Origin of the sequence: Actinocorallia longicatena (genome assembly GCF_039534125.1) — a bacterium.
Lineage (GTDB): Bacteria > Actinomycetota > Actinomycetes > Streptosporangiales > Streptosporangiaceae > Actinocorallia > Actinocorallia longicatena.
Genome location: NZ_BAAAUV010000008.1, coordinates 204969 through 225789 on the forward strand (window position 1 = coordinate 204969; position 20821 = coordinate 225789).

Sequence of the window (20821 nt, forward strand, 5' to 3'; positions counted from 1 at the left end):
CTAACGATTGGGTCTCCGAACGAGCCCAAGATCAAATGCGGGGATGCTCCACGTCAAGGGAAGGCCCGCCGCCCCTCGGGCACGGCGCTGCCCCCGGTGGAAGGGTCCGTCAGAGGACGGGCAGGCGGTTCTGCAGGCGGGTCCTGAGCAGGTCGGCCGCGGCGCGGGCGAGCTCCATCGGCTCGATCGGCTGGGCGACGACGGCGTCCGCGCGGGACCAGTTGGCCAGCCAGCGGTCGTCGGCGCGGGCGATGATCGCGAGCATCGGCGGGCAGTCGTAGACCTCGTCCTTGGCCTGGCGCGCGACGCCCAGACCCCCGGCGGGCTGGGCCTCGCCGTCCACGATGGCGAGGTCGAGGCCGCCCGCGTCCAGGAGGCGGACGACCGCGGGCTGGGTGGCGCACTCGACGTACTCGACCTGCGGCAGGTCGGCCGCGGGACGGCGCCCGAGGGCCAGGCGGATCTGCTCGCGGGTGCGCGCGTCGTCGCTGTAGACGAGGACCCGCGCGGCGGGGGAGTCCGCCGGGACGTTGGAGTCGGTGCTGCTCATGCTGGCCAGATTACCGGTTCCCCGATTCTTCACAAGAGCGGGGTTGTGATCTGCCTTACACGGGTAGGCGAACGGCCCATATGGGGTTTTTGTTCCCAGATCGTGAGGCGAGTTGGCCTCTAACGGGGGGTCCTGCACGGGGTAGTGACCAGGGGACGTAATAATGCTGCCCGTGGCAACTGCATCCGCGATTCAGACAGCACCGCATGGCGGTCGGGAACATCGTCCCAACTTGGTCAATGTGGGGACGATCGTCTGGCTGTCGTCCGAGCTCATGTTCTTCGCGGCGTTGTTCGCGATGTACTTCACCATCAGGTCGGTGACCAACGGCGCCGGCGGCGAGTGGCCGAACGCCGAGTTGAACCTGCCGTTCGCGGCGATCAACACGGCGGTCCTCGTGCTCTCGTCCGTCACCTGCCAGATGGGCGTGTTCGCCGTTGAGCGGCAGACCGGCCCGGAAGCGCTCAGGAAGATGCGCTTCTGGTACGTGATCTCCTTCTTGATGGGTCTCTACTTCGTCATCGGGCAGCTCGTCGAGTACCACGCCCTGATCGAAGAGGGCACGACCCTCTCCTCGGACGCGTACGGCTCGGTCTTCTACCTGACCACCGGCTTCCACGGCATGCACGTGACCGGAGGCCTGATCGCGTTCCTGTTCGTTCTGGGACGCACGTACGCCGCGAAGCGCTGGACTCATGAGCAGGCGACGAGCGCGATCGTCGTTTCTTACTACTGGCACTTCGTGGACGTGGTCTGGATCGGCCTGTTCGCGACCATCTACCTCATCCGATAACGGGGACATTCCGTGACTAGGTTCACCGCATGGCGCCGTCGCTCGTGGGCGGGCTACGCCGTTGTGCTGGCCGCCCTCGCAGCGATCGGCGTCATCTACGCGGGCTTCACGCCCACACCTGCCGCGGAGGCGTCCGGCACGCAGGCACAGGCGCAGGATCTGGCGAACGGCAAAGAGCTGTTCAATCAGAACTGCGCCAGCTGCCACGGGCTGAACGCCCAGGGCACCAAGGACGCCAAGGGCAATGACATCGCTCCGAGCCTGCTCGGCGTCGGTGCCGCCTCCGTCGACTTCCAGATCTCGACGGGCCGCATGCCCGCGATGACCAACGCCGCTCAGATTCCGAAGAAGGAAGTCGTCGAGCCCTTCGCGACCGAGGACGGCAAGCTCAACCAGAAGAACATCGACGACGTCTCCGCCTACATCCAGGCCCTCGGCGGCGGACCGGGCATCCCGGCCGTCGCGGAGAGCAAGGACCTGGCGCTCGGCGGCAAGCTCTTCCGCACCAACTGCGCCCAGTGCCACAACTTCGCGGGCGAGGGCGGTGCGCTGACCTACGGGAAGTTCGCGCCGAACCTGCTCGAGACGCACCCGACGCAGATCTACGAGGCCATGCTCACCGGTCCTCAGGCGATGCCGGTCTTCAACGACACGACGCTCACGCCGAAGGACAAGGAGGCGATCATCGCCTTCATCACGAACACCCGTGAGGAGAAGAACCCGGGAGGCAACGGCCTCGGCCGCATCGGCCCGGTCTCCGAGGGTCTCGCCGGCTGGCTCGTCGGTATCGGTCTGCTGGTCGTCGCCGCGATGTGGATCACCGCCAAGAAGCCGAAGAAGCTGAAGAAGCCATGAGCGAATCCAACGAAGAATCCACCGCGCCGAAGCGCGTGATCGGGACCCCGGCTCCGGCCGAGTCCGGCACGCTGCTCGCCAAGGACGACAACGAGCCCGACGAGATCACGCCGGGCTACGAGCTGGACGAGAAGAGCGCCAAGAAGGCGGAGCGCGTCGTCGCGCTGTTCTTCCTGATCGCCTTCGCGGCCAGCGTCATCTTCATCGTCTACTTCATCGGCTTCAGCGGCCGTGACGGCGGCATGCACGGTCTCGACCGCGCATGGGAGTCGAACCTGTGGCTCGGCGGGATGATGACCCTGTCGTTCCTCGCCATGGGCGTCGGCGTCACCCTCTGGATCCGGCGTCTCATGACGAGCGCGCCGATCGAGCAGGAGCGGCACGACCTCAACTCCTCCGACGCCGACCGGGCGGTCTTCGCCCGCGAGGTCAAGCAGGGAGCGCTCGACAGCGGCCTCGGCCGCCGTCCGCTGCTGCGCCGCACGCTGCTGCTGGCCGCCGCGCCGCTGGGCCTGGCCCCGCTGATGCTCCTGCGCGACCTCGGGCCGCTGCCGGAGAAGAAGCTGCGCCACACCTACTGGGGCGAGGCCGTCAAGAAGGCCCAGGCCGAGGGCAAGAAGGGCGTCCGGATCGTCGTCGACGGCACGAACGCGCCGCTGAAGGCGACCGACTTCAACTCGCCCGGCGGCATCATCACCGTCCTGCCCGAGGGCATCGAGGAGGAGCACGACGCGCTCACGCAGATCGCGAAGGCCTCCACGATCCTCATCAACATCCCGCCGGACCAGCTGAAGCTGAAGCCGGAGCGGATGAACTGGACCGTCAACGGGATCATCGCGTACTCGAAGATCTGCACGCACGTCGGCTGCCCCGCGGCCCTGTACGAGCAGACCACGCACCACATCCTGTGCCCGTGTCACCAGTCCACCTTCGACGCCACCGACGGCGCGAAGGTCATCTTCGGCCCGGCGCACCGGCCGCTCCCGCAGCTGCCGATCGCGGTCGACGAAGAGGGCTACCTCATCGCCACCGCGGACTTCCCCGAGCCCATCGGTCCGAGCTTCTGGGAGCGTGGCTGATCATGGCTAACGAAGAGCTGCCGAAGGCCGTGGCCGGTCCGATCAACTTCATCGACGATCGCCTCTCGACCGTCGGGTTCCTCAAGCGGAACGTGAAGAAGGTCTTTCCGGACCACTGGTCCTTCATGCTGGGCGAGATCGCGCTCTACTCGTTCATCATCCTGCTGCTGACCGGGACGTTCCTGACGCTCTGGTTCAAGCCGAGCATGACCGAGGTCTACTACCACGGCTCCTACCACCCGCTCGCGGGTGTGAAGATGTCCGAGGCCTACGCCTCCACGCTCGACATCACCTTCGACGTCCGCGGCGGACTGCTCATGCGGCAGATCCACCACTGGGCCGCCATCCTGTTCATGGCGTCCCTGATGGTGCACATGCTGCGCGTGTTCTTCACGGGCGCCTACCGCAAGCCGCGTGAGCTCAACTGGCTGATCGGCCTGGGCCTGTTCACGCTGGGCATGGTCGAGGGCCTGTTCGGCTACTCGCTCCCGGACGACCTGCTGTCCGGCACGGGCCTGCGGATCACCCAGGGTGTGGCGGAGTCGATCCCGGTGGTCGGCACCTACATCTACATGTTCCTGTTCGGCGGGGAGTTCCCCGGCGAGGCGATCATCCCGCGGATGTTCACGCTGCACATCCTGCTGATCCCGGGCATCATCCTCGCCCTGGTGACGGCGCACATGATGATCATGTGGCACCAGAAGCACACCCAGATGCCGGGCACCGGCGGCACCGAGCACAAGGTGACGGGCTACCCGTTCTACCCGGTGTTCATGGCCAAGACCGGCGCCTACTTCCTGTTCACCTTCGCGGTGATCGCGCTGCTGGCGACCTTCGCCCAGATCAACCCGATCTGGCTGTTCGGGCCCTACGACCCGTCGGCCATCTCGGCGGGCTCGCAGCCCGACTTCTACATGGGCGTCCTCGAGGGCGCGCTGCGGCTCATGCCGAACTGGGAGATCACGGCGCTGGGCCACACCCTGTCGCTGAACGTGCTCATCCCGGCCCTCGTGCCGCTGGGCATCATCTTCACCGGCGCGGGCCTGTGGCCGTGGATCGAGCGCTGGGTGACCGGCGACCACCGGTACCACCACGTCAACGACCGCCCGCGCAACGCCCCGACCCGCACCAGCGCGGGCATGGCGATGGTCTCCTTCTACGGCCTGCTCTGGGTCGCCGGCGCCAACGACGTCGTCGCGGACAAGTTCCACGTCTCGCTGTACGCGACGACGTACTTCTTCCGCGTGGCGATCTTCGTCGGCCCGGTCCTGGCCTTCATCATCACCAAGCGCATCTGCCTGGGCCTCCAGCGCAGTGACTCGGCGACGATGGCCCACGGCTACGAGGCGGGCATCATCACGATGTCGCCCGAGGGCAAGTTCGAAGAGGTCCACAAGGTCGCGCCGCCGTCCGAGCAGGCCAAGCTCCTGTCCAAGGAGGAGCCCGCCCCGCCGCTGGCCTCCCTGGACTCCAACGGCGTCCCGGCCAAGCGGGCCAAGGGCCCGATGGGACACCTGCGGACGCGCATCAACATGTGGTGGAACAAGGACACCGTCCCGGTCGTCGAGGGCCACCACGAGGACGAGCACGCGGCGATCGAGCACGAGCACCACGAGGAGCTCACCCGCTAGCCGCGCGAGCGGCACTGCCACACGACAGCACTGTTATTCGACAGCACTGTTACACGACGAGGCCCGGCCACCCGAGAGGGAGGCCGGGCCTTCGTCATGCGTGCGGGCCGGGCGGACCGCCGGCGTCTACGCCTCGGGCAGGCCGACGGAGAAGACGGCGTCCAGGTCGTGACGGGAGTAGGTGCGGAAGGCGATGTGCGTCTCGGTGTGCAGGACACCCTTGATCTTGTTGATCCGGCCGGGCACGACCTCGGCTATCTCCTCGTGGCGGGTGACGCGGACCATGGCCAGCAGGTCGTTGTCGCCGGTGATGGAGTAGACCTCGCTGACGCCGTCGAGCTTGACGATCTCCTCGGCGACCTCGGGGATGCGGTCCACCTCCGCCTGGATGAGGACGATGGCAGTGATCATGGAAAGGCCTCCTTCGTTGCAGACCTTCCCGACTTTAGTGGCGGCGGCCTCAGTGGCGGCCGGTGAGGAGGGCTGCGCGGCGGGTGGCCCAGGGGGTGCGGGCCAGGAGGCCGAGGGCGGCGCCCGCGAGGAAACCGTAGATGTGGGCGACGTAGGCGACGTTGTCGTCGGAGGCGCCCAGGCTGAGCCACTGCAGGATGAAGAACTGGCCGAGGATGACCCAGGCGGGCAGCCGGAAGGGGATGATCCCCGACACCAGGGCGATGGTCTTGGATCGGGGGAAGAGCACCAGGTGGGACCCCAGGACGCCCGCGATCGCGCCGGAGGCGCCGATGAGCGGGACCTCCGAGTGCGGATAGGTCGCGGCGAACCCGTAGGCGGCGGCGTAGCCGCAGATCAGGTAGAAGAGCAGATAGCGCAGGCGCCCCATCCGGTCCTCGGTGGCCTGCCCGAAGACGAACAGGTAGACCATGTTGCCGAACATGTGCAGCCAGCCGCTGTGCAGGAACATCGACGTCAGCGCCGACAGGAACGGCGACTTGGCGTAGGAGGCCTCGCCGCACTCCTCGGCGATGTCGGCCGGGACGGGCAGTGCGTCGTTGCTCGTCAGCTCCCGGGGGATGGCCCCGTACTCCTGGATGAACACCGCCCGGTCGCAGGCCAGCGCGTGGGGTCCGTCGTCCCGGTGCCCGAGGCTCGCCATCGGCGTCAGCAGGAAGATCCCGAAGTTCAGCGCGATCAGGACATAGGTGACGAGCGGAGCCCGCCGGGTCGGCTGGTTGTCGTAGAGGGGCATCGCCACACGCGCCACCCTAACGCTTGGGCACCGTCCGGCCGTGTCAACGACCCTGACCTTGACGGGGCACGGGAACGGTGTAGGCGCCCTCGATCCAGGCGCGCATGCGCTCGGCGCCGCCGGCCGGGCAGGCCCAGACGCCCTCGACCTCGACCAGGCGGGCGCCCGGGGTGTCGAGCCAGCGCAGCAGGCACTCCATCTCCTCGGGGCTGGCCGGGTAGCGGTCGGCGGAGGGCAGGACGGTCTCGGCGGTGGCGATGCAGGCGTCGACGGAGGGGCGGTAGTGGGTGGCGTCGGGGGCGATGGTGCCGCTGCCCGCGAGCCGGCCGCGGCGGATGACGGCCAGGTCCCAGCCGCCGCCGAAGGCGGGCTTGGCCGCCACGAGCTGGGGGATCTTCGCCAGCGCGCTGTAGCGCTGGGTGCGGGTGGCGGCGCGCAGGAACGCGGCGAGCCGGTCGCGCTGCACCGCCGCCTCCTCGTAGCGCAGTTCGGCGGCGAGCCGCTCGATCCGGGAGCGGGCCGCCTCGACGACCGGGCGGACGTCCTGGTCGATGACGGTCCTGGCCAGGTCGACATGGGCGGCGTAGGCCTCCTCGGACTCGCGGCCGTCGCAGGGGGCGCCGCACCGGCCGAGGTCGGCGAGCGCGCACACCTTGGCCTTGCCCGCCTCGATCTTCCGCAGGGTCAGCGGCTGGGTGCACTGCCGGATCGGGCTGGTCTCGTACAGCGCGGCCCGCGCCTCCTCGGCGATCCGGGTGTTCGGGAACGGTCCCAGATAGGAGCTCTCGTCGTCCTTGCACTCCCGCACGACCGACAGGCGCGGGAAGGGCTCGACGGTCAGCTTCAGCCAGAGCGCCCGTTCGGGGAACTTCGAGCGGCGGTTGTAGCGCGGCTTGTGCTCGGCGATCAGCCGGAGCTCCCTGACCTCGGCCTCGAGCCCGGTCGCGCACGGGATCGTGCGGACACGGACCGCGATCCCGATCATCTCCCTGATCCGGCCGCGGGTCTCCGAAGCGGTGAAGTAGGAGCGGACCCGGGTGCGCAGGTCGCCGCTCTTGCCGATGTAGAGGGGCTCGCCCTCGTGGTCCTCGAAGACGTAGACGCCGGGACCGTTCGGCACCGTGTCGGCCAGGTACCGCTTGGCCTGCTGCTCGGGGGTCGGGGTCTTGGCGAAGGACTTGGCCTCCTCGAAGGAGGTGACGCCGAACGAGCCGAGCCGCTCGATCAGCCCGTGCAGCACGTCGACGGTGGCGCGGGCGTCGGCCAGCGCCCGGTGGTTGGGGGTGGTCGAGGCGCCGAAGAAGCGGGCCAGGGTGCCGAGCCGCCGGTTGGGCACCTCGTCCCTGGTCAGCACCCGGCGGGCGAGATCGGCGGTGTCGAGGACGGGGAAGGCGGGCCAGGCGTAGCCGAGCTGGGCGCAGGCGGCCTTCAGGAAGCCGATGTCGAAGGGCGCGTTGTGGGCCACGAGCACCGAGCCGGAGGCGAACTCCAGGAAGCTGGGGATCACCTCGGCGACCTTGGGCGCGGCCGTGACCATCTGCTGGGTGATGCCGGTCAGCACGGTGATGAAGGGCGGGATGGCGAGCCCGCAGTCGACGAGGGTGCCGAACTCGCCGACGACCCGGCCGCCGGTGACCTTCACGGCCCCGATCTCGGTGATGCCCGACTCGGCCGGTGAGCCGCCGGTGGTCTCGAGGTCGACGACGACGAAGGTGACGTCGGCGAGCGGGGTGCCCAGGTCCGCCAGGGTCCCCTGGACCGCCGACGGCCTCCCGGCGCCCGATGTCCCCTCAACAGAGTGCATGTTCGGCACGCTAGGGCCACCCTCTGACAAAACCCGTGGCAACCTAGGGGAACCACCGCATCGTTCGAAGGAGCACGACCATCGACGCCGAGGAACGCCTCCACCGACCGCTCCCCGAAGCGGTGCGCCTGATCGTCGTGGAGGCGGCTGCCGAGGTGCTCGGGAACCTCCCGGCGGACGAGATCCCGGTGCCGCTCCGGCAGATCGCCCGGTTCCGGCCGCAGAGCCGCGCCAAGCAGGGCGCGGTGCCCATCGCCGGGCAGCTGGAGACCAACGCCGCCTTCCGCGACAAGGTCGCCAGGCCGCTGCGCGACGGCCAGCCGGAACTGTGCGCGGCGCTGGAGGCCGGAGAGGTCCCCGCGGCCGCCGATCCGGTCCGCCTGGCCGCCCTCGCCTACCTGCTGCGGCCCCGGGGCTGGACCGAGCACGTCGAGACGGCCCGGGCGGAGCTGGAGCGGGTCGCCGGCGCGGCCCAGGAGGCCGAGACGGCCCGGACGGTCGCCGCCCTCAGAGATCAGCTCGCGGAGGCCAGGACGGCCCGCAGCGAGGAGCTGGAGAGGATGCGGAGCGAGCTGAAGGAGGCCCGCACCGAGATCGCCGACCTCCGGCGCAGGCTGCATGACGAGAAGCGGACCGCCAAGGCCGCCCGGGAGCGGGCCGAGAACGTCGAGAAGCGCCACAACACCGACCGGGCCGAGACCCTGACCGCGCTCGGCGCAGCGGACAAGGAGCTGAAGGGGCTGCGGGCCAAGCTGGGCCAGGCCGAGGCCGCCCTGGAGAGCAACCGCAAGGCCGCCCGCGAGGGCCGCAAGCTCGAGGACATCCGGCTCCGGCTGCTGCTCGACACCCTCGTGGAGGCCGCGCAGGGCGTGCGGAGCGAGCTGAACCTTCCCGCCGTGATCCTGCGCCCGGCCGACCTGGCCGGGGGAGTGGACCCCTCCGCCGCGCCCGCCGCCGGGCGCTCGCTGTCGGAGAACGACCCGCAGCTGTTCAATCAGGTGCTGGCCCTGCCGCACGTCCACCTGATCGTCGACGGCTACAACGTCACCAAGACGGGCTACGGCGAGCTGCCGCTGGCCGACCAGCGCAACCGGCTGATCAGCGGGCTGGGCGGCCTGGCGGCCCAGACCCATGCCGAGATCACCTGCGTCTTCGACGGGGCCTCCCTGGACGGCCACATCGCCGTCCAGGCGCCGCGGGGCGTCCGGGTGCTGTTCAGCAGGCCCGGCCAGATCGCCGACGACCTGATCGGCGAGCTGCTCAAGGTCGAGCCGCCGGGCCGCGCCGTGGTCGTGGTCTCCTCCGACCAGGAGGTGGCGGCCTCGGCCCGCCGTGCGGGGGGACGTCCGGCGACCGCGTCGCTGCTCCTCAAGCGCCTCGGAAGATTTTGACAAATCCGGCGTTTAGGTTGAGGCAGGAGAGGTTTCTCACTAAGGTCAACGGCTGACAAGCAGTGTGAGAAGGGGCGTCCGTCAGCCGTGGTCATCGATCGTCAGCAACCGCGCCGCTGGGCCGCTGTCTGCCTTGCCCTCGCGCTGGCCTGGTCCCTGCCCGGGATGGGCGAGGCGGCGCACGCCGCGCCCGAGCCCACCAAGGCGCAGGCGAAGAAGGACCTCGAGAAGCTGAACGACCAGGTCGATCTTCTGGTCGACAAGCTGAACAAGGCCAACGGCGACCTGAAGATCGCCCGCCGCAAGATGGACGCCGCCAAGCGCGCCGCCGACCGCGAGAACGCCAACTTCGACAAGGCCCGGGTCGGCATCGTCCAGATGGCCCAGGACGCCTACAAGTCCGGCGACATGACCTCGGTCTCCACCCTCGTCTCCAACTCCGACCCGCAGATCCTGCTGGACCAGGTCGCCCTGTTCTCCCAGCTCTCCTCCACCCGCGGCGACAAGATCCGCGAGTTCCTCAACGCCGCGCAGCGCCGCGAGCGGGAGAAGGGCCACGCCCAGGAGGCGCTGAACACGGTCCAGACCAAGGTCAAGGAGATCAAGGACCAGAAGACCGACATCGACAAGCAGGTCGTCAAGCAGGAGAAGCTGCTGCGCCGCCTCGGTGTCGACCCCGATCCCGCGCCGGGCAAGCTCCCGCCGGTCGGCGGCACCTACACCGGCCCCGCCAGCGGCAACGCCCGCAAGGCCCTCGACTACGCCTTCGCCCAGAAGGGCAAGCCCTACGGCTACGGCCAGTCGGGCCCCAGCCGGTTCGACTGCTCGGGTCTGACCATGATGGCCTGGAAGGCCGCAGGTGTATCCCTGCCGCACAACGCCGCCTCGCAGTATTCGGTGACCTCAAACCACCGCATCTCCTTCGACAACCTCGAGCCGGGCGACCTGGTCTTCTTCTCCGGCCTCGGCCATGTGGGCCTCTACGTGGGCAACGGCAAGATGATCCACGCCCCGCACACCGGGACCTTCGTGTCGGTGGTCTCGATCTCCTCCGGGTACTACAGGTCCCGATTCGTCGGTGGCGGACGTCCGTAACCCCCCGTGTTACACGGGTCACAGGGTGAGACCTGGATCACTTTCCGGCCAAAGCCCGCTTCACCTGCGCAGACGCGTTTTTGCGCCGCGTTTGCCTTTCCGCGGTTCTTTGGTACCTTCAAAAGCGTCCGCAGCGTTATCCAAGCGTTGCAGACGAGCGGCGTCCTCCAGGCGCCGTAGTGATAAAAGCTTGCTTCGGTCAAGCATGGTCGACAGGACTGTCCCGAGAGCCGATGTCGTAGACGACGTCAGGGCCGCGCATGGAGGCGCAGGGCAGACATCCCGAAGGTCGGCATCACACAACAAAACCCGTAGTCGCTCGACTGCGACGGAACCACAAGGGGTTCCGTCTGGGCCTCATCACGCCCTCGGGTCGAAGCGACAGCGCCGAGTCCACTCCCTGACGAAAGGGAGCGGAGCCGGGGACCCAATCCCCGTGAGCACCCCACATCGCCCCCAAACGGTGTGAGCCATGCCCGCGGAACCCCGGGGTGAATCGGCCGCCCGGCAGCTGAGCGCTCGTGACTCGACATGGAGTCGGCGCTCACCGCGATGGGTGGCCGTAGGACGAACTTCCGGTCCGAACCCGTCAGCTAACCCGGTAGGCGCAAGGAAGAAGGAGATTCCCCTGTCTCGCAACCTTGGCATCCGCCTGCCCTCGTCTGACCGCTCACGTCGCGTCAAGCTGGCCACCGGCCTGCTCGCCGCGTCCGCGGTGCTCACGCCCGCCATCGCCGTTCCGGCGCAGGCGCAGGCGGCGACGGTCGAAAAGACCGCCGCGGTGACGAAGGTCAAGAAGGTCAAGAAGAAGAAGTCCTGGTCGCAGCGGCAGAAGACCGCCTTCAAGGCGATCGCCGTGGCGAAGAAGAAGAAGGGCAAGCCCTACCGCTACGGTGCGGCCGGCCCCAACTCCTTCGACTGCTCCGGGCTCGTCGGTTACGCCTACCGCAAGGCGGGCGTGAAGCTGCCCCGGACGACCGGTTCCATCTACCGCGCCGTTCACAACAAGGTCTCGTGGAAGAACCTCGCCCCTGGCGACCTGGTGTTCTTCTACGGCGGCCGCAGCCACGTCGGCCTTGTCTCCAAGGTCGTCGGCAAGAAGGTCTACATGATCCACTCGCCTCGTACGGGTGACCATGTTCGCCAGGTGCTGCTCGACAAGTACCGCAAGCGCTCGTTCAACGGCGCGGTCCGCCCCTTCTAGACCGCCCGTGCAGGCTCCGGGCGCGGAAATGCCACAACCCTCCGGCATTTCCGTGCCCGGCGCCCCCGATCGACTTTTCTCTAACTGACCGCGGGACGCGACCCCTCAGGGGCCGTCCTCCCGCCGAGTCCGCATCAAGCGGAGCCGGGGACCCACTCGTCCGGACGCAGGGCGTCCAGGACACGGGGTGAATCGGAGACCGAGGCCGGAACCTTCCGCCTCCTCTCCGTAGGGCTTTTCCAGGCCCGAATCCGTCAGCTAACCCGGTAGGCGGCATGGAAACCAGGAGTCAAACGCATGTCCGGACGTCACCGTAAGCACGCCCACCTGTCGCTGAAGATCACCGGCGGTCTCGTCGCCGGCGCCGCCCTCGCCAGCACCTTCGCGATGTCCGCCCACGCGGACACCCCCGCCCAGCCGGCCCTCGCGGCCAAGGCCGCGGCCCTGCCGCAGATGCCCGTCCCCGAGACCGGCAGCATGACCACCGCGGGCAAGCCCGCCGGCACCGTGGTGAAGCCCGGCGCCAAGGCCGCCGCCCCCGCCGCGCAGAAGGCCGCCGAGGTCACCGCGGCCCAGATGATCGCCAAGGCGAAGTCGCAGCTCGGCCAGAAGGAGGACGGCAAGGGCGAGACCAAGTTCGCCCACTGGTACTCCAAGACCTCCCGCGCCGCCGAGACCATCGCCCGCGACGGCGGCGACCGCAAGGGCTACCTCAAGGCCAGCTGGTGCGACATGTTCGTCTCCTGGACGGCGAGCGAGGTCGGCGCCCAGAGCATCGTCGGCCAGGACGCCTGGACCGTCGCCCACGCCAAGTGGTTCAAGGCCAACGGCAAGTGGGGCACGACCCCCAAGGCCGGCGCCATCGTCTTCTTCGACTGGGGCGGCTCCAAGAGCCTCGACGCCATCGAGCACGTCGGCATCGTGACCGGCACCTCGAACGGCAAGATCAACACGATCGAGGGCAACACCGGCAACCGGGTGCAGCTCAAGACCCGCAGCGCCGGCCAGATCGTCGGCTACGGCTACCCGGACTACAAGGCCTCCTGACCCGCGGAGACCGACCCGCGACGGCCCCGCCTGCCCCCCGGCGGGGGCCTCGCCTCCTCATGTCCGGCTTGCGCCGGTCCGGGCGGCGGCCGACCATCGCGCGGGCGGTCGTAGGATCGCTGCTCATGGCAGCCAACCCGCCGGGGCACTCGGCCTTCTCCCGCCGCCGCCTGCTCGCCGCGGCCGCGGTGCTGGCCGTCGCCGCCTGCGCCGCGGAGCGCCCGCGCCCGGCCGCCGCGCCCGCCGCCGACCCCGCCGCGCTGGACGCCCTGCTGGCCCGGAGGTCCCGGGCGGTGCTCGGCCGGGACAAAGCCGCCTTCCTGGCGACGATCGCCCCGGACTCCGTCGGCTTCCTGGCCCGCGAGGAGGAGCGGTTCGACGCGCTCAGCGCGATCCCCTTCGCCTCCTGGCGGGAGAGCGTCACGGCCTCCTCCGGGGATCTGGTCACGCTCAGCCTGACCTACCGGCTGCGCGGCTTCGACACCGCCGACGCCGTTCACACCGCCTACCTCCGGCACCGCGGCGGCCTGATCACCGGCGACGGTGGCGAACGTCACGACGACCCCGAGATCTGGACGTCCGGCCGGGTCCGGAGCGTGACCGGCAGGCACAGCCTGGTGCTGGGGGAGGGCCCGCTCGGGGAGATCGCCGCCCAGCTCGACCGCTCCGTCCCGCTGGTGTCGGCCGTGGTCGGCGGCGGATGGGCGCGCCGGGCGGTGGCGCTGGTCCCCGCCGACGCGGAGCGGGCGAGCGTCCTGGCGGGCGGGCAGGACCTGTCGGAGATCGTCGCGCTGGCCGCGGCGCCGGCGAACACCGGCGGCACGCCGGGGCCGTCCCGGCTGTTGATCTCCCCCGAGGTGTGGAGGCGGGTCAACGCCCTCGGCCGCAGGGTCGTGCTGACCCACGAGCTCACCCATGTGGCGCTGAACGCGGCCGCCGACACCACGACCCCGATGTGGCTGGTCGAGGGCTTCGCCGACTACGTCGGCTACCGCGGCACCGGCACCCCGGTCCGCGAGGCCGCCAAGGAACTCGCCGCCTCGGTCGCGAAGGGCTACCGGCCCTCGGCGCTGCCCGCCCGCGAGGCGTTCGCCTCGGGCTTCCCCCGGCTCAGCCAGTCCTACCAGGAGGCCTGGCTGGCCTGCCGCCTCATCGCCGCCGAGCACGGCGAGGCCGCGCTGCTGCGCCTGTACCGGGAGGCGGGCCGCGTCCCCGAGGGCGACGCGGTGAAGAAGGTCCTCGGCATCACCGATCTCACCGCCAGATGGCGGGCCTACGTGCTGTCTCAGCTGTCCTGAGGGCGCCACCATCCCGCTCATGACCCCCTTGAGCCTGAGATCGGCCGCCGTCGAGGACATGGCATCCTGGAGGCGATGAAGACCTTGATCCTCACGAACGACTTTCCCCCGCGGGCCGGGGGGATCCAGCAGTTCGTGCACAACCTGGCGCTGCGCAGGCCCGAGGGCTCGGTCGTGGTCTACGCCCCGTCGTGGAAGGGCGCCGCGGAGTTCGACGCGGCCCAGCCGTTCCCGGTCGTGCGGCATCCGACGTCGCTGATGCTGCCCGAGCCGTCGGTGCTGAGGCGGGCCCGGGAGATCGTCAGGGCCGAGGGATGTGAGGCGGTGCTCTTCGGGGCGTCCGCGCCGCTGGGGCTGCTCGCGCCCGCGCTGCGCCGCGACGGGATCGTCCGGGCGGTCGGGATCACCCACGGGCACGAGGCGGCCTGGGCCCAGCTTCCCGGCGCGCGGACCCTGCTGCGCAGGATCGGCGACGGCCTGGACGTCATGACCTACCTGGGGGAGTACACCCGCTCACGGATGGCGGCGGCGCTCCGGCCGCAGGCCGCCGCGCGGATGGAGCGGCTGGCACCGGGCGTCGACGTGAAGGCCTTCCACGCCGGGGCGGGCGGCGAGGAGATCAGGCAGCGGCACGGCCTGGCCGGGCGGCCGGTGGCGGTCTGCGTGTCCCGGCTGGTGCCGCGCAAGGGCCAGGACACCCTGATCCGCGCCTGGCCCGAGGTGCTGCGCCGGGTGCCGGGGGCGGCCCTGCTGCTGGTCGGCGGCGGCCCCTACCGCGAGGACCTGGAGGCGCTGGCCGAACGGCACGGGGTCGCCTCCTCGGTGGTCCTCACCGGGTCGGTGCCCTGGAGCGAGCTGCCCGCCCACTACGACGCGGGCGACGTCTTCGCGATGCCCTGCCGCACCCGCCGCCGCGGCCTCGACGTCGAGGGTCTCGGGATCGTGTACCTGGAGGCCTCCGCCACCGGCCTGCCCGTCGTGGCGGGCGACTCCGGCGGCGCTCCCGACGCCGTCCTGCCCGGCGAGACCGGCGTCGTCGTCCCCGGCCGCTCGGTGCCCGCCACCGCCGGGGCGGTCGCCGATCTGCTCGCCGACCCCGCCCGCGCCCGGGATCTCGGCGCCAGGGGCCGCTCCTGGGTCGAGGACGAGTGGACCTGGGCCCGCCAGGCCGCCCGCCTGGACGCCCTGCTCACCTGACCCGGAAAGCGACATGGACGGGAAAGCGAACGTGAACCGGGAAAGCGAACGGGCCGCCCCTGCTCCGCGGTGAGGAGCAGGGACGGCCCGTGGCCCAGTGGTCAGCGACCCTGGCCGCGGCGGAGGGGGAGGGACTTCTTGGCTGCCGCGTGACGGCCGGTCTTGTGCGCCGCCTGCGCCTTGACCTTGTTCTTCGCTGCCCGGCGCTTGTCCGCCTGGGTGCCTTCTTCCATCTCGTTTCGCGACAGCCGCCCCATCAGGAACACCCCTTCCACGGCCGGTCACGGAAACCGGCCTTCCGATAACACTCAGTATTATCGGCGGTCACACCAGGAGAGAACCGACAAAAGGTAGATCGTCGGACCTTCTTGGCATGGCCTCGCGCGGGGCTACTTGGCGTAGAGGGCTTCCACGTCGGCGGCGAAGTCGCGCATCACCAGATGGCGCTTCACCTTCAGGGACGGGGTCAGGTACTCGTTCTCGACCGTGAAGTCGTCGGGCAGGACCCGGTACTTCTTGATCTGCTCCGCCTTGGAGACCGAGGCGTTGGCGGTGGCGACGGCCTTGTCGAGCTCGGCCCGGACCCGGGGGTCGCCGGCCAGCTCGGCGAGGGACTTCCCGGCCAGGCCGTTGGCCTGCTGCCAGGGCTCGAGCGCCTCGGTGTCAAGGGTGATCAGCGCGCCGATGAAGGGCTTGGAGTCGCCGACGACCAGGCACTGGCTGACCAGCGGGTGGGCCCGGACGCGGTCCTCCAGCGGGGCCGGGGCGACGTTCTTGCCGCCGGCCGTCACCAGGATCTCCTTCTTGCGGCCGGTGACCTTGAGGTAGCCGTCCTCGTCGAGGGAGCCGAGGTCGCCGGTGCGGAACCAGCCGTCCTCCAGCGCCTCCTTGGTCGCGGCCTCGTTGTTCCAGTAGCCGCGCAGCACGTTGACGCCCTTGACCATGATCTCGCCGTCGGCGCCGATCCGGATCGAGACGCCGGGCAGCGGCTTGCCGACGGTGCCGATCCGCAGCGCGGCCGGGGTGTTCACGGTCGCGGGGGCGGTGGTCTCGGTGAGGCCGTAGCCCTCGAGGATCGTGATCCCGACACCGTTGAAGAAGTGGCCGAGGCGCTCGCCCAGGGCCGCGCCGCCCGACACCGCGTGGGTGACGTTGCCGCCCACGGCGTCGCGGAGCTTGCCGTAGACGAGGCGGTCGAACACGGCGTGCTTGACCTTGAGGCCCAGGCCCGGCCTTTCCCCGGCCTTGCTGTACTCGATCGCGGTGGCCGCGGCGGCGGCGAAGATCTTGCCCTTGCCGCCCGCGACGGCCTTCTGCTCGGCGCCGTTGTAGACCTTCTCGAACACCCGGGGGACCGCGAGCAGGAAGGTCGGCTTGAACGACCCGAGGTCGGGCAGCAGGTTCGCGATCGACGGGCTGTGCCCGATCACGACGCCGGCCTCGACCGACAGGGTCTGGATCAGCCGCGCGAACACGTGCGCGAGCGGCAGGAACAGCAGGGTGGAGCCGCCGGCCCGGCCGAGGACCCGGTCGAGCTCGCCCGCCATGGCGTTGCGGCCCAGCACGGTGAAGTTGGCGTGGGTCAGCTCGCAGCCCTTGGGGCGTCCGGTGGTGCCGGAGGTGTAGATCAGGGTGGCGAGGTCGGCGCCGGTGCGGGAGGTCCTGCGGGTCTCGAGGTCGGCGTCGGAGATCTCCGCGCCGAGCGCGCTCAGCTCGTCCAGGCCGCCCTCGTCGATGACGTGGACGCGCTCGGCGCCGGCCTCACGGGCCCCGGCGGCGTGCTGCGCGGTCTCGGCGACCAGCGCGACCGCGCCGGAGTCCTCGAGGATCCAGGTGATCTGCTCGACGGAGGAGGTCTCGTAGATCGGGACGGTCACGGCGCCCGCGGTCCAGATCGCGTAGTCGGTGAGGGTCCACTCGTAACGGGTCCGGGACAGCAGCGCGACCCGGTCGCCCGGCTGGATCCCGGCGGCGACGAGGCCCTTGGCCAGTGCCACGACCTCGTTCTTGAACTGGCCGATCGTCACCGGCCGCCAGCCGGTGCCCTCCGGCCTGCGGAAGGCGATCTGCCCGGGGTTGCGGGCGGCGCGGTCGAACACCGCGTCCGTGATCGTGGCGGCGGAGGGAACTTCCACCAGGGCGGGGACGGTGAACTCGCGCACGAAAGGTCCTTAGATGATCCAGGGTGGGGCTGGTAGACGGTATCGCGTCTTGCTACCGACTGGTAGGCAGCGGCGCGGAGACGACGTTCACACTCCGTTCATGTCCATCGGCTGCCCTAGGCTGAGCAGGTAAAACACCTCATTAGCGTATCTCGGGGGATTCCATGCTCGAAGTCATCGCGCTGACCGTCGCGGACGCCGTCGCGGCCGAGCGGGGCGGTGCGGACCGGCTCGAGGTCGTGGCCGACATGGCCGCCGACGGCCTGACCCCCGGGATCGCGGAGGTCGCGGAGATCCGCGCGGCCGTCTCCCTCCCGATCCGGGCCATGCTGCGGGCGAACGCGGGCTTCGCCACGGACGCCCGCGAGCTCGACCGGCTCCGTGCCGCGGCCGCGGCCCTCGCCGAGGCGGGCGCCGACGGCTTCGTGTTCGGGTTCGTCGAGGGCGGGCGGGTCGACCTCGCCGCGACCCGCGCCCTCGCCGAGGCCGTCTCCCCGCTCCCGTGGACCTTCCACCGGGCGGTCGACCGGGCCGCCGGCGGCTGGGACGAGGTCCGCGGCCTGCCGGGACTGGACCAGATCCTCACCTCCGGCTCCACCACGACCGTCCGGGACGGCCTCGCGACGCTCCTGCGCCGGGCGGAGGCCGACGCCGCCCTGATCCTGGCCGGTGGCGGCCTCGGCGCGGAGGACGTCCCGGGGCTCCTGGCCGCGGGCGTCACGGGCTTCCACGTGGGAGGGGCCGTCCGCGAGGGGCGCTCCTGGGACGCGCCGATCGACCCCGGGCTGGTCGCGACCTGGAAGTCCTTGACCGTTTCCGGGTAGTTACATTGGTGGCATGCGCCTCCACGTGGTCAGCGACGTCCATGGCCGTTCCGACGCCCTGGCGAAGGCGGGAGAGGGCGCGGACGCCCTCATCTGCCTCGGCGACCTGATCCTCTTCGTCGACTACGAGGACCACGCCCAGGGCATGTTCGCCGACCTGTTCGGCCGCGAGGCCGCCGACCACTTCATCGCCCTGCGCGCCGGCAAGCGGTTCGACGAGGCCCGCCGCTTCTCGCGCCAGCAGTGGGCCTCCCTCGAGGGCGACCCCTGGCCGCACATCGAGCGGGCCTGCCGCGCGCAGTACGCCGAGCTCTTCGCCGCGATGCCCGCCCCCGCCTACCTGACCTACGGCAACGTCGACCTGCCGGCGATGTGGCCGGAGTTCGCCCGCGAGGGCCACACGATCCTCGACGGGCAGACCACGGAGATCGGCGGGCTGACCTTCGGGTTCGTCGGCGGGGGGCTGCGCACCGAGTACCGCACCCCCTACGAGCTCGACGACGACGTCTACGCCGCGAAGGTCGCCGCCGTCGGCCGGGTCGACGTCCTGTGCTGCCACATCCCTCCGGCCGTCCCGGAACTGCTGTACGACACCGTCGCCCGCCGGTTCGAACGCGGAAGCGAGGCGGTGCTGGAGCTGATCAGGGAGACCCAGCCGAAGTACGTCCTGTTCGGCCATGTTCACCAGCCCCTGGCCCAAAGGGTCCGGATCGGCCGTACCGAGTGCGTGAACGTGGGGCACTTCCGTTCCACCGGCAGTCCCTACGTTCTCGATCTGCCGGGGTAACCTCCGGATGTTGGGGCGTTGAGGAGGGAAACAGAAAATGGCCGACCGCACCAGTTCGAGCATCGCGATCGATGCGGACAAGAAGGTGATCATGTCGGTGATCGCCGACTATCCCGCGTACCCGGCCTGGGCCGACGGGATCAAGTCGGCCGTGATCACCGGCACCTACGACGACGGCCGTCCGGAGACGGTCAAGATGACCCTCTCCTCCGGGCCGATCAGCGACACCTACAGCGTCCGCTGCCACTGGAACGGCGACGACGAGCTCCGCTGGGACCTGGCCGAACCCGGCTCCGTCGTCACGGGCATGCACGGCAGCTATGTTCTCGTGGATCGGGCGTCCGGTGGCACGGAGGTGACCTATGAGCTCGCCGTCGACGTGAAGATTCCGATGATCGGCATGTTCAAGCGCAAGGCGGAGAAGATAATCATCGATGCCGCGCTGAAGGGTCTCAAGCGTCATGTCGAGAGCCGGTGAGCTTGCCGTATACCCGCCAGTAACCGTTCCGGCACGATACGGTACGGCCCGACCAGAGGTGTTGATGTTCGCATGACCGACCAGCCTGGGTATGTCTTGGACGAGGCTTTCAAGCTCTTCGAGACCGTCCGGCGCCGCATGGGCGACGACCGGGGCAAGCCCGGTGACGTGTGGAGCGAGGCGGTCCGCGAGGAGCGGCCCGCGGGATCCTGCCCGCACGGATGCCCGGCCTGCCGGGCGTACGAGGCGGCCAGGTCCAGCGGTCCGGACGTCGTCAGCCACGTGGTCGATGCCGGACAGTCGCTCTTCGCGGCCTTCCAGGACGTGCTGGCTGGGTATGAACGCTCACGGCCCGCCCGTCCGGGCACGTCGGAGACCGGCGGCGGCGGTGCGCATCAGGAGCCGATGGACATCGGCTGATCAGGACGAACCGGGCGCCGGGAACCGCCCGGAAGAGGAGGAGCGCGTTCGATGTCGCTGACCATTGGTGTGGACGTGGGCGGTACGAAGGTCGCCGCCGGGGTGGTCGACGAGCAGGGGCGCATTCTCGAGAAGCTGCGCAGGCCCACGCCCTCCACGAACCCGGAGGAGACCGCCGAGGTCATCTCCGAGGTGGTGCAGCTGCTCAAGAAGAAGCACGACAAGGTCGGCGCGGTCGGGCTCGGCGCCGCCGGGTTCGTCGACGAGAGCCGGTCCACCGTCCTGTTCGCGCCCAACCTCGCCTGGCGGGACGAGCCGATCAAGGAGAAGGTGGAGCGGCGGGTCGGTCTCCCGGTCGTCGTCGAGAACGACGCCAACACCGCGGCCTGGGCCGAGGCCAAGTTCGGCGCGGGACGCGGTGACTCCCATCTCGTGATCATCACGCTGGGCACCGGGATCGGCGGCGGGATCATCATCGACGGCAAGCTCTACCGGGGCCGGTACGGCATCGGGGCCGAGTTCGGCCACATGCGGGTCGTCCCGGACGGCCGCCGCTGTGGCTGCGGCAACCGCGGCTGCTGGGAGCAGTACGCCTCCGGCAACGCCCTCGCCCATGAGGCCCGCGATCTGGCCAGGGTCGAGCCCCACCGCGCCAAGAGGCTGCTGGAACTCGCCGGTGGAACGTTTGAAGCCATCACCGGCCTCGTCGTCACCGAGGCGGCCCGCGAGGGAGACCCGGCGGCGCTGGAGTGCTTCCAGTCGGTCGCGGAGTGGACCGGCCAGGGCATGGCCGACCTCACGGCCACGCTCGACCCGGGCGCCTTCATCATCGGCGGAGGACTGTCGGCGGCGGGCGACCTCCTGCTGGAGCCGATCAAGAAGACCTTCTCCGCGCAGGTCACCGGGCACGGCTACCGGACCCTGGCGGATGTGCGGATCGCCGAGCTCGGCCCGGACGCGGGGCTCGTGGGCGCCGCGGACCTGGCCCGCGACTGAGCC

At 70.1% G+C, this 20821-nt stretch carries 21 protein-coding genes and 2 riboswitches; of the genes, 15 read left to right on the plus strand and 6 right to left on the minus strand.

Annotated elements, in window-relative coordinates; translation table 11 throughout:
- Positions 1 to 109: 109 nt before the first annotated feature.
- Positions 110 to 550 (minus strand): hypothetical protein, encoded by a 441-nt coding sequence (locus ABD785_RS18825; RefSeq protein ID WP_344829771.1) that lies wholly within the window; start codon positions 548 to 550, stop codon positions 110 to 112.
- 232 nt (positions 551 to 782) lie between these two features.
- Between ABD785_RS18825 and ctaE the strand changes: the two genes are divergently transcribed.
- From ctaE to qcrB, 4 genes are read left to right on the plus strand one after another with little or no spacing between them, the layout of a single operon-like run.
- Positions 783 to 1343 carry an aa3-type cytochrome oxidase subunit III gene (gene ctaE / locus ABD785_RS18830; protein WP_486303549.1) on the plus strand — a complete coding sequence of 187 codons (561 nt, stop codon included), beginning with the start codon at positions 783 to 785 and terminating at the stop codon, positions 1341 to 1343.
- A 12-nt stretch (positions 1344 to 1355) separates the two neighbouring features.
- Positions 1356 to 2198: a cytochrome bc1 complex diheme cytochrome c subunit gene (gene qcrC, locus ABD785_RS18835; RefSeq protein ID WP_344829776.1), complete on the plus strand. Its 843-nt coding sequence runs from the start codon at positions 1356 to 1358 to the stop codon at positions 2196 to 2198.
- Complete coding sequence (gene qcrA, locus ABD785_RS18840) at positions 2195 to 3277, plus strand: cytochrome bc1 complex Rieske iron-sulfur subunit (protein WP_344829778.1); 1083 nt, start codon at positions 2195 to 2197, stop codon at positions 3275 to 3277. Before qcrC ends, qcrA begins: the two co-directional genes overlap by 4 nt.
- A gap of 2 nt (positions 3278 to 3279) precedes the next feature.
- A complete protein-coding gene (gene qcrB, locus ABD785_RS18845; RefSeq protein WP_344829781.1) occupies positions 3280 to 4908 on the plus strand; it encodes a cytochrome bc1 complex cytochrome b subunit in 1629 nt (542 codons plus the stop codon).
- A 126-nt stretch (positions 4909 to 5034) separates the two neighbouring features.
- Here the strand turns inward: qcrB and ABD785_RS18850 are convergent, their stop codons facing one another.
- From ABD785_RS18850 to ABD785_RS18860, 3 genes are read right to left on the minus strand one after another with little or no spacing between them, the layout of a single operon-like run.
- Positions 5035 to 5319: an Lrp/AsnC family transcriptional regulator gene (locus ABD785_RS18850; protein WP_344829784.1), complete on the minus strand. Its 285-nt coding sequence runs from the start codon at positions 5317 to 5319 to the stop codon at positions 5035 to 5037.
- Between the two features lie 49 nt (positions 5320 to 5368).
- The gene (locus tag ABD785_RS18855) at positions 5369 to 6115 is read right to left on the minus strand and encodes a rhomboid family intramembrane serine protease (RefSeq protein ID WP_344830137.1); all 747 of its coding nucleotides are present in this window, start codon (positions 6113 to 6115) and stop codon (positions 5369 to 5371) included.
- Between the two features lie 43 nt (positions 6116 to 6158).
- Positions 6159 to 7919 carry a DEDD exonuclease domain-containing protein gene (locus ABD785_RS18860; RefSeq protein WP_344829787.1) on the minus strand — a complete coding sequence of 587 codons (1761 nt, stop codon included), beginning with the start codon at positions 7917 to 7919 and terminating at the stop codon, positions 6159 to 6161.
- Between the two features lie 122 nt (positions 7920 to 8041).
- Between ABD785_RS18860 and ABD785_RS18865 the strand changes: the two genes are divergently transcribed.
- From ABD785_RS18865 to ABD785_RS18890, 6 genes are all read left to right on the plus strand, one after another.
- Positions 8042 to 9310 (plus strand): NYN domain-containing protein, encoded by a 1269-nt coding sequence (locus ABD785_RS18865; RefSeq protein WP_344829789.1) that lies wholly within the window; start codon positions 8042 to 8044, stop codon positions 9308 to 9310.
- Positions 9311 to 9397: 87 nt separating this feature from the next.
- Positions 9398 to 10405 carry a C40 family peptidase gene (locus ABD785_RS18870; protein ID WP_344829791.1) on the plus strand — a complete coding sequence of 336 codons (1008 nt, stop codon included), beginning with the start codon at positions 9398 to 9400 and terminating at the stop codon, positions 10403 to 10405.
- A gap of 375 nt (positions 10406 to 10780) precedes the next feature.
- A riboswitch (cyclic di-AMP (ydaO/yuaA leader) is annotated at positions 10781 to 11028 on the plus strand.
- Between the two features lie 92 nt (positions 11029 to 11120).
- Positions 11121 to 11609 carry a C40 family peptidase gene (locus ABD785_RS18875; protein WP_344829793.1) on the plus strand — a complete coding sequence of 163 codons (489 nt, stop codon included), beginning with the start codon at positions 11121 to 11123 and terminating at the stop codon, positions 11607 to 11609.
- 111 nt (positions 11610 to 11720) lie between these two features.
- Positions 11721 to 11897, plus strand: a riboswitch (cyclic di-AMP (ydaO/yuaA leader).
- Between the two features lie 9 nt (positions 11898 to 11906).
- On the plus strand, positions 11907 to 12656 hold the full coding sequence (locus ABD785_RS18880) for a CHAP domain-containing protein (protein WP_344829796.1): 750 nt from the start codon (positions 11907 to 11909) through the stop codon (positions 12654 to 12656).
- Between the two features lie 125 nt (positions 12657 to 12781).
- Positions 12782 to 13954, plus strand: a complete 1173-nt coding sequence (locus ABD785_RS18885; protein WP_344829798.1) for a hypothetical protein — start codon at positions 12782 to 12784, stop codon at positions 13952 to 13954.
- A gap of 75 nt (positions 13955 to 14029) precedes the next feature.
- Positions 14030 to 15151: a glycosyltransferase family 4 protein gene (locus ABD785_RS18890; protein WP_344829800.1), complete on the plus strand. Its 1122-nt coding sequence runs from the start codon at positions 14030 to 14032 to the stop codon at positions 15149 to 15151.
- A 101-nt stretch (positions 15152 to 15252) separates the two neighbouring features.
- Here ABD785_RS18890 and ABD785_RS18895 read toward each other — a convergent pair whose 3' ends face one another.
- Positions 15253 to 15426, minus strand: coding sequence for a hypothetical protein (locus ABD785_RS18895; protein WP_344829803.1), 174 nt, complete (start codon positions 15424 to 15426; stop codon positions 15253 to 15255).
- 114 nt (positions 15427 to 15540) lie between these two features.
- Entirely contained in the window at positions 15541 to 17313 is a 1773-nt protein-coding gene (locus ABD785_RS18900) for an AMP-dependent synthetase/ligase (protein WP_344829805.1), read from the minus strand.
- A 164-nt stretch (positions 17314 to 17477) separates the two neighbouring features.
- Here ABD785_RS18900 and ABD785_RS18905 point away from each other — a divergent pair, with 164 nt between their 5' ends.
- The 5 genes from ABD785_RS18905 (at position 17478) to ABD785_RS18925 (ending at position 20818) form a co-directional block, all read left to right on the plus strand.
- On the plus strand, positions 17478 to 18137 hold the full coding sequence (locus tag ABD785_RS18905) for a copper homeostasis protein CutC (protein ID WP_344829807.1): 660 nt from the start codon (positions 17478 to 17480) through the stop codon (positions 18135 to 18137).
- A gap of 13 nt (positions 18138 to 18150) precedes the next feature.
- Complete coding sequence (locus ABD785_RS18910) at positions 18151 to 18924, plus strand: metallophosphoesterase family protein (protein ID WP_344829811.1); 774 nt, start codon at positions 18151 to 18153, stop codon at positions 18922 to 18924.
- Between the two features lie 37 nt (positions 18925 to 18961).
- Positions 18962 to 19402 (plus strand): SRPBCC family protein, encoded by a 441-nt coding sequence (locus ABD785_RS18915; protein WP_344829814.1) that lies wholly within the window; start codon positions 18962 to 18964, stop codon positions 19400 to 19402.
- Between the two features lie 96 nt (positions 19403 to 19498).
- Positions 19499 to 19822, plus strand: coding sequence for a hypothetical protein (locus tag ABD785_RS18920; protein ID WP_344829817.1), 324 nt, complete (start codon positions 19499 to 19501; stop codon positions 19820 to 19822).
- A 51-nt stretch (positions 19823 to 19873) separates the two neighbouring features.
- Positions 19874 to 20818, plus strand: coding sequence for an ROK family glucokinase (locus tag ABD785_RS18925; RefSeq protein ID WP_344829819.1), 945 nt, complete (start codon positions 19874 to 19876; stop codon positions 20816 to 20818).
- Positions 20819 to 20821 lie beyond the last annotated feature (3 nt).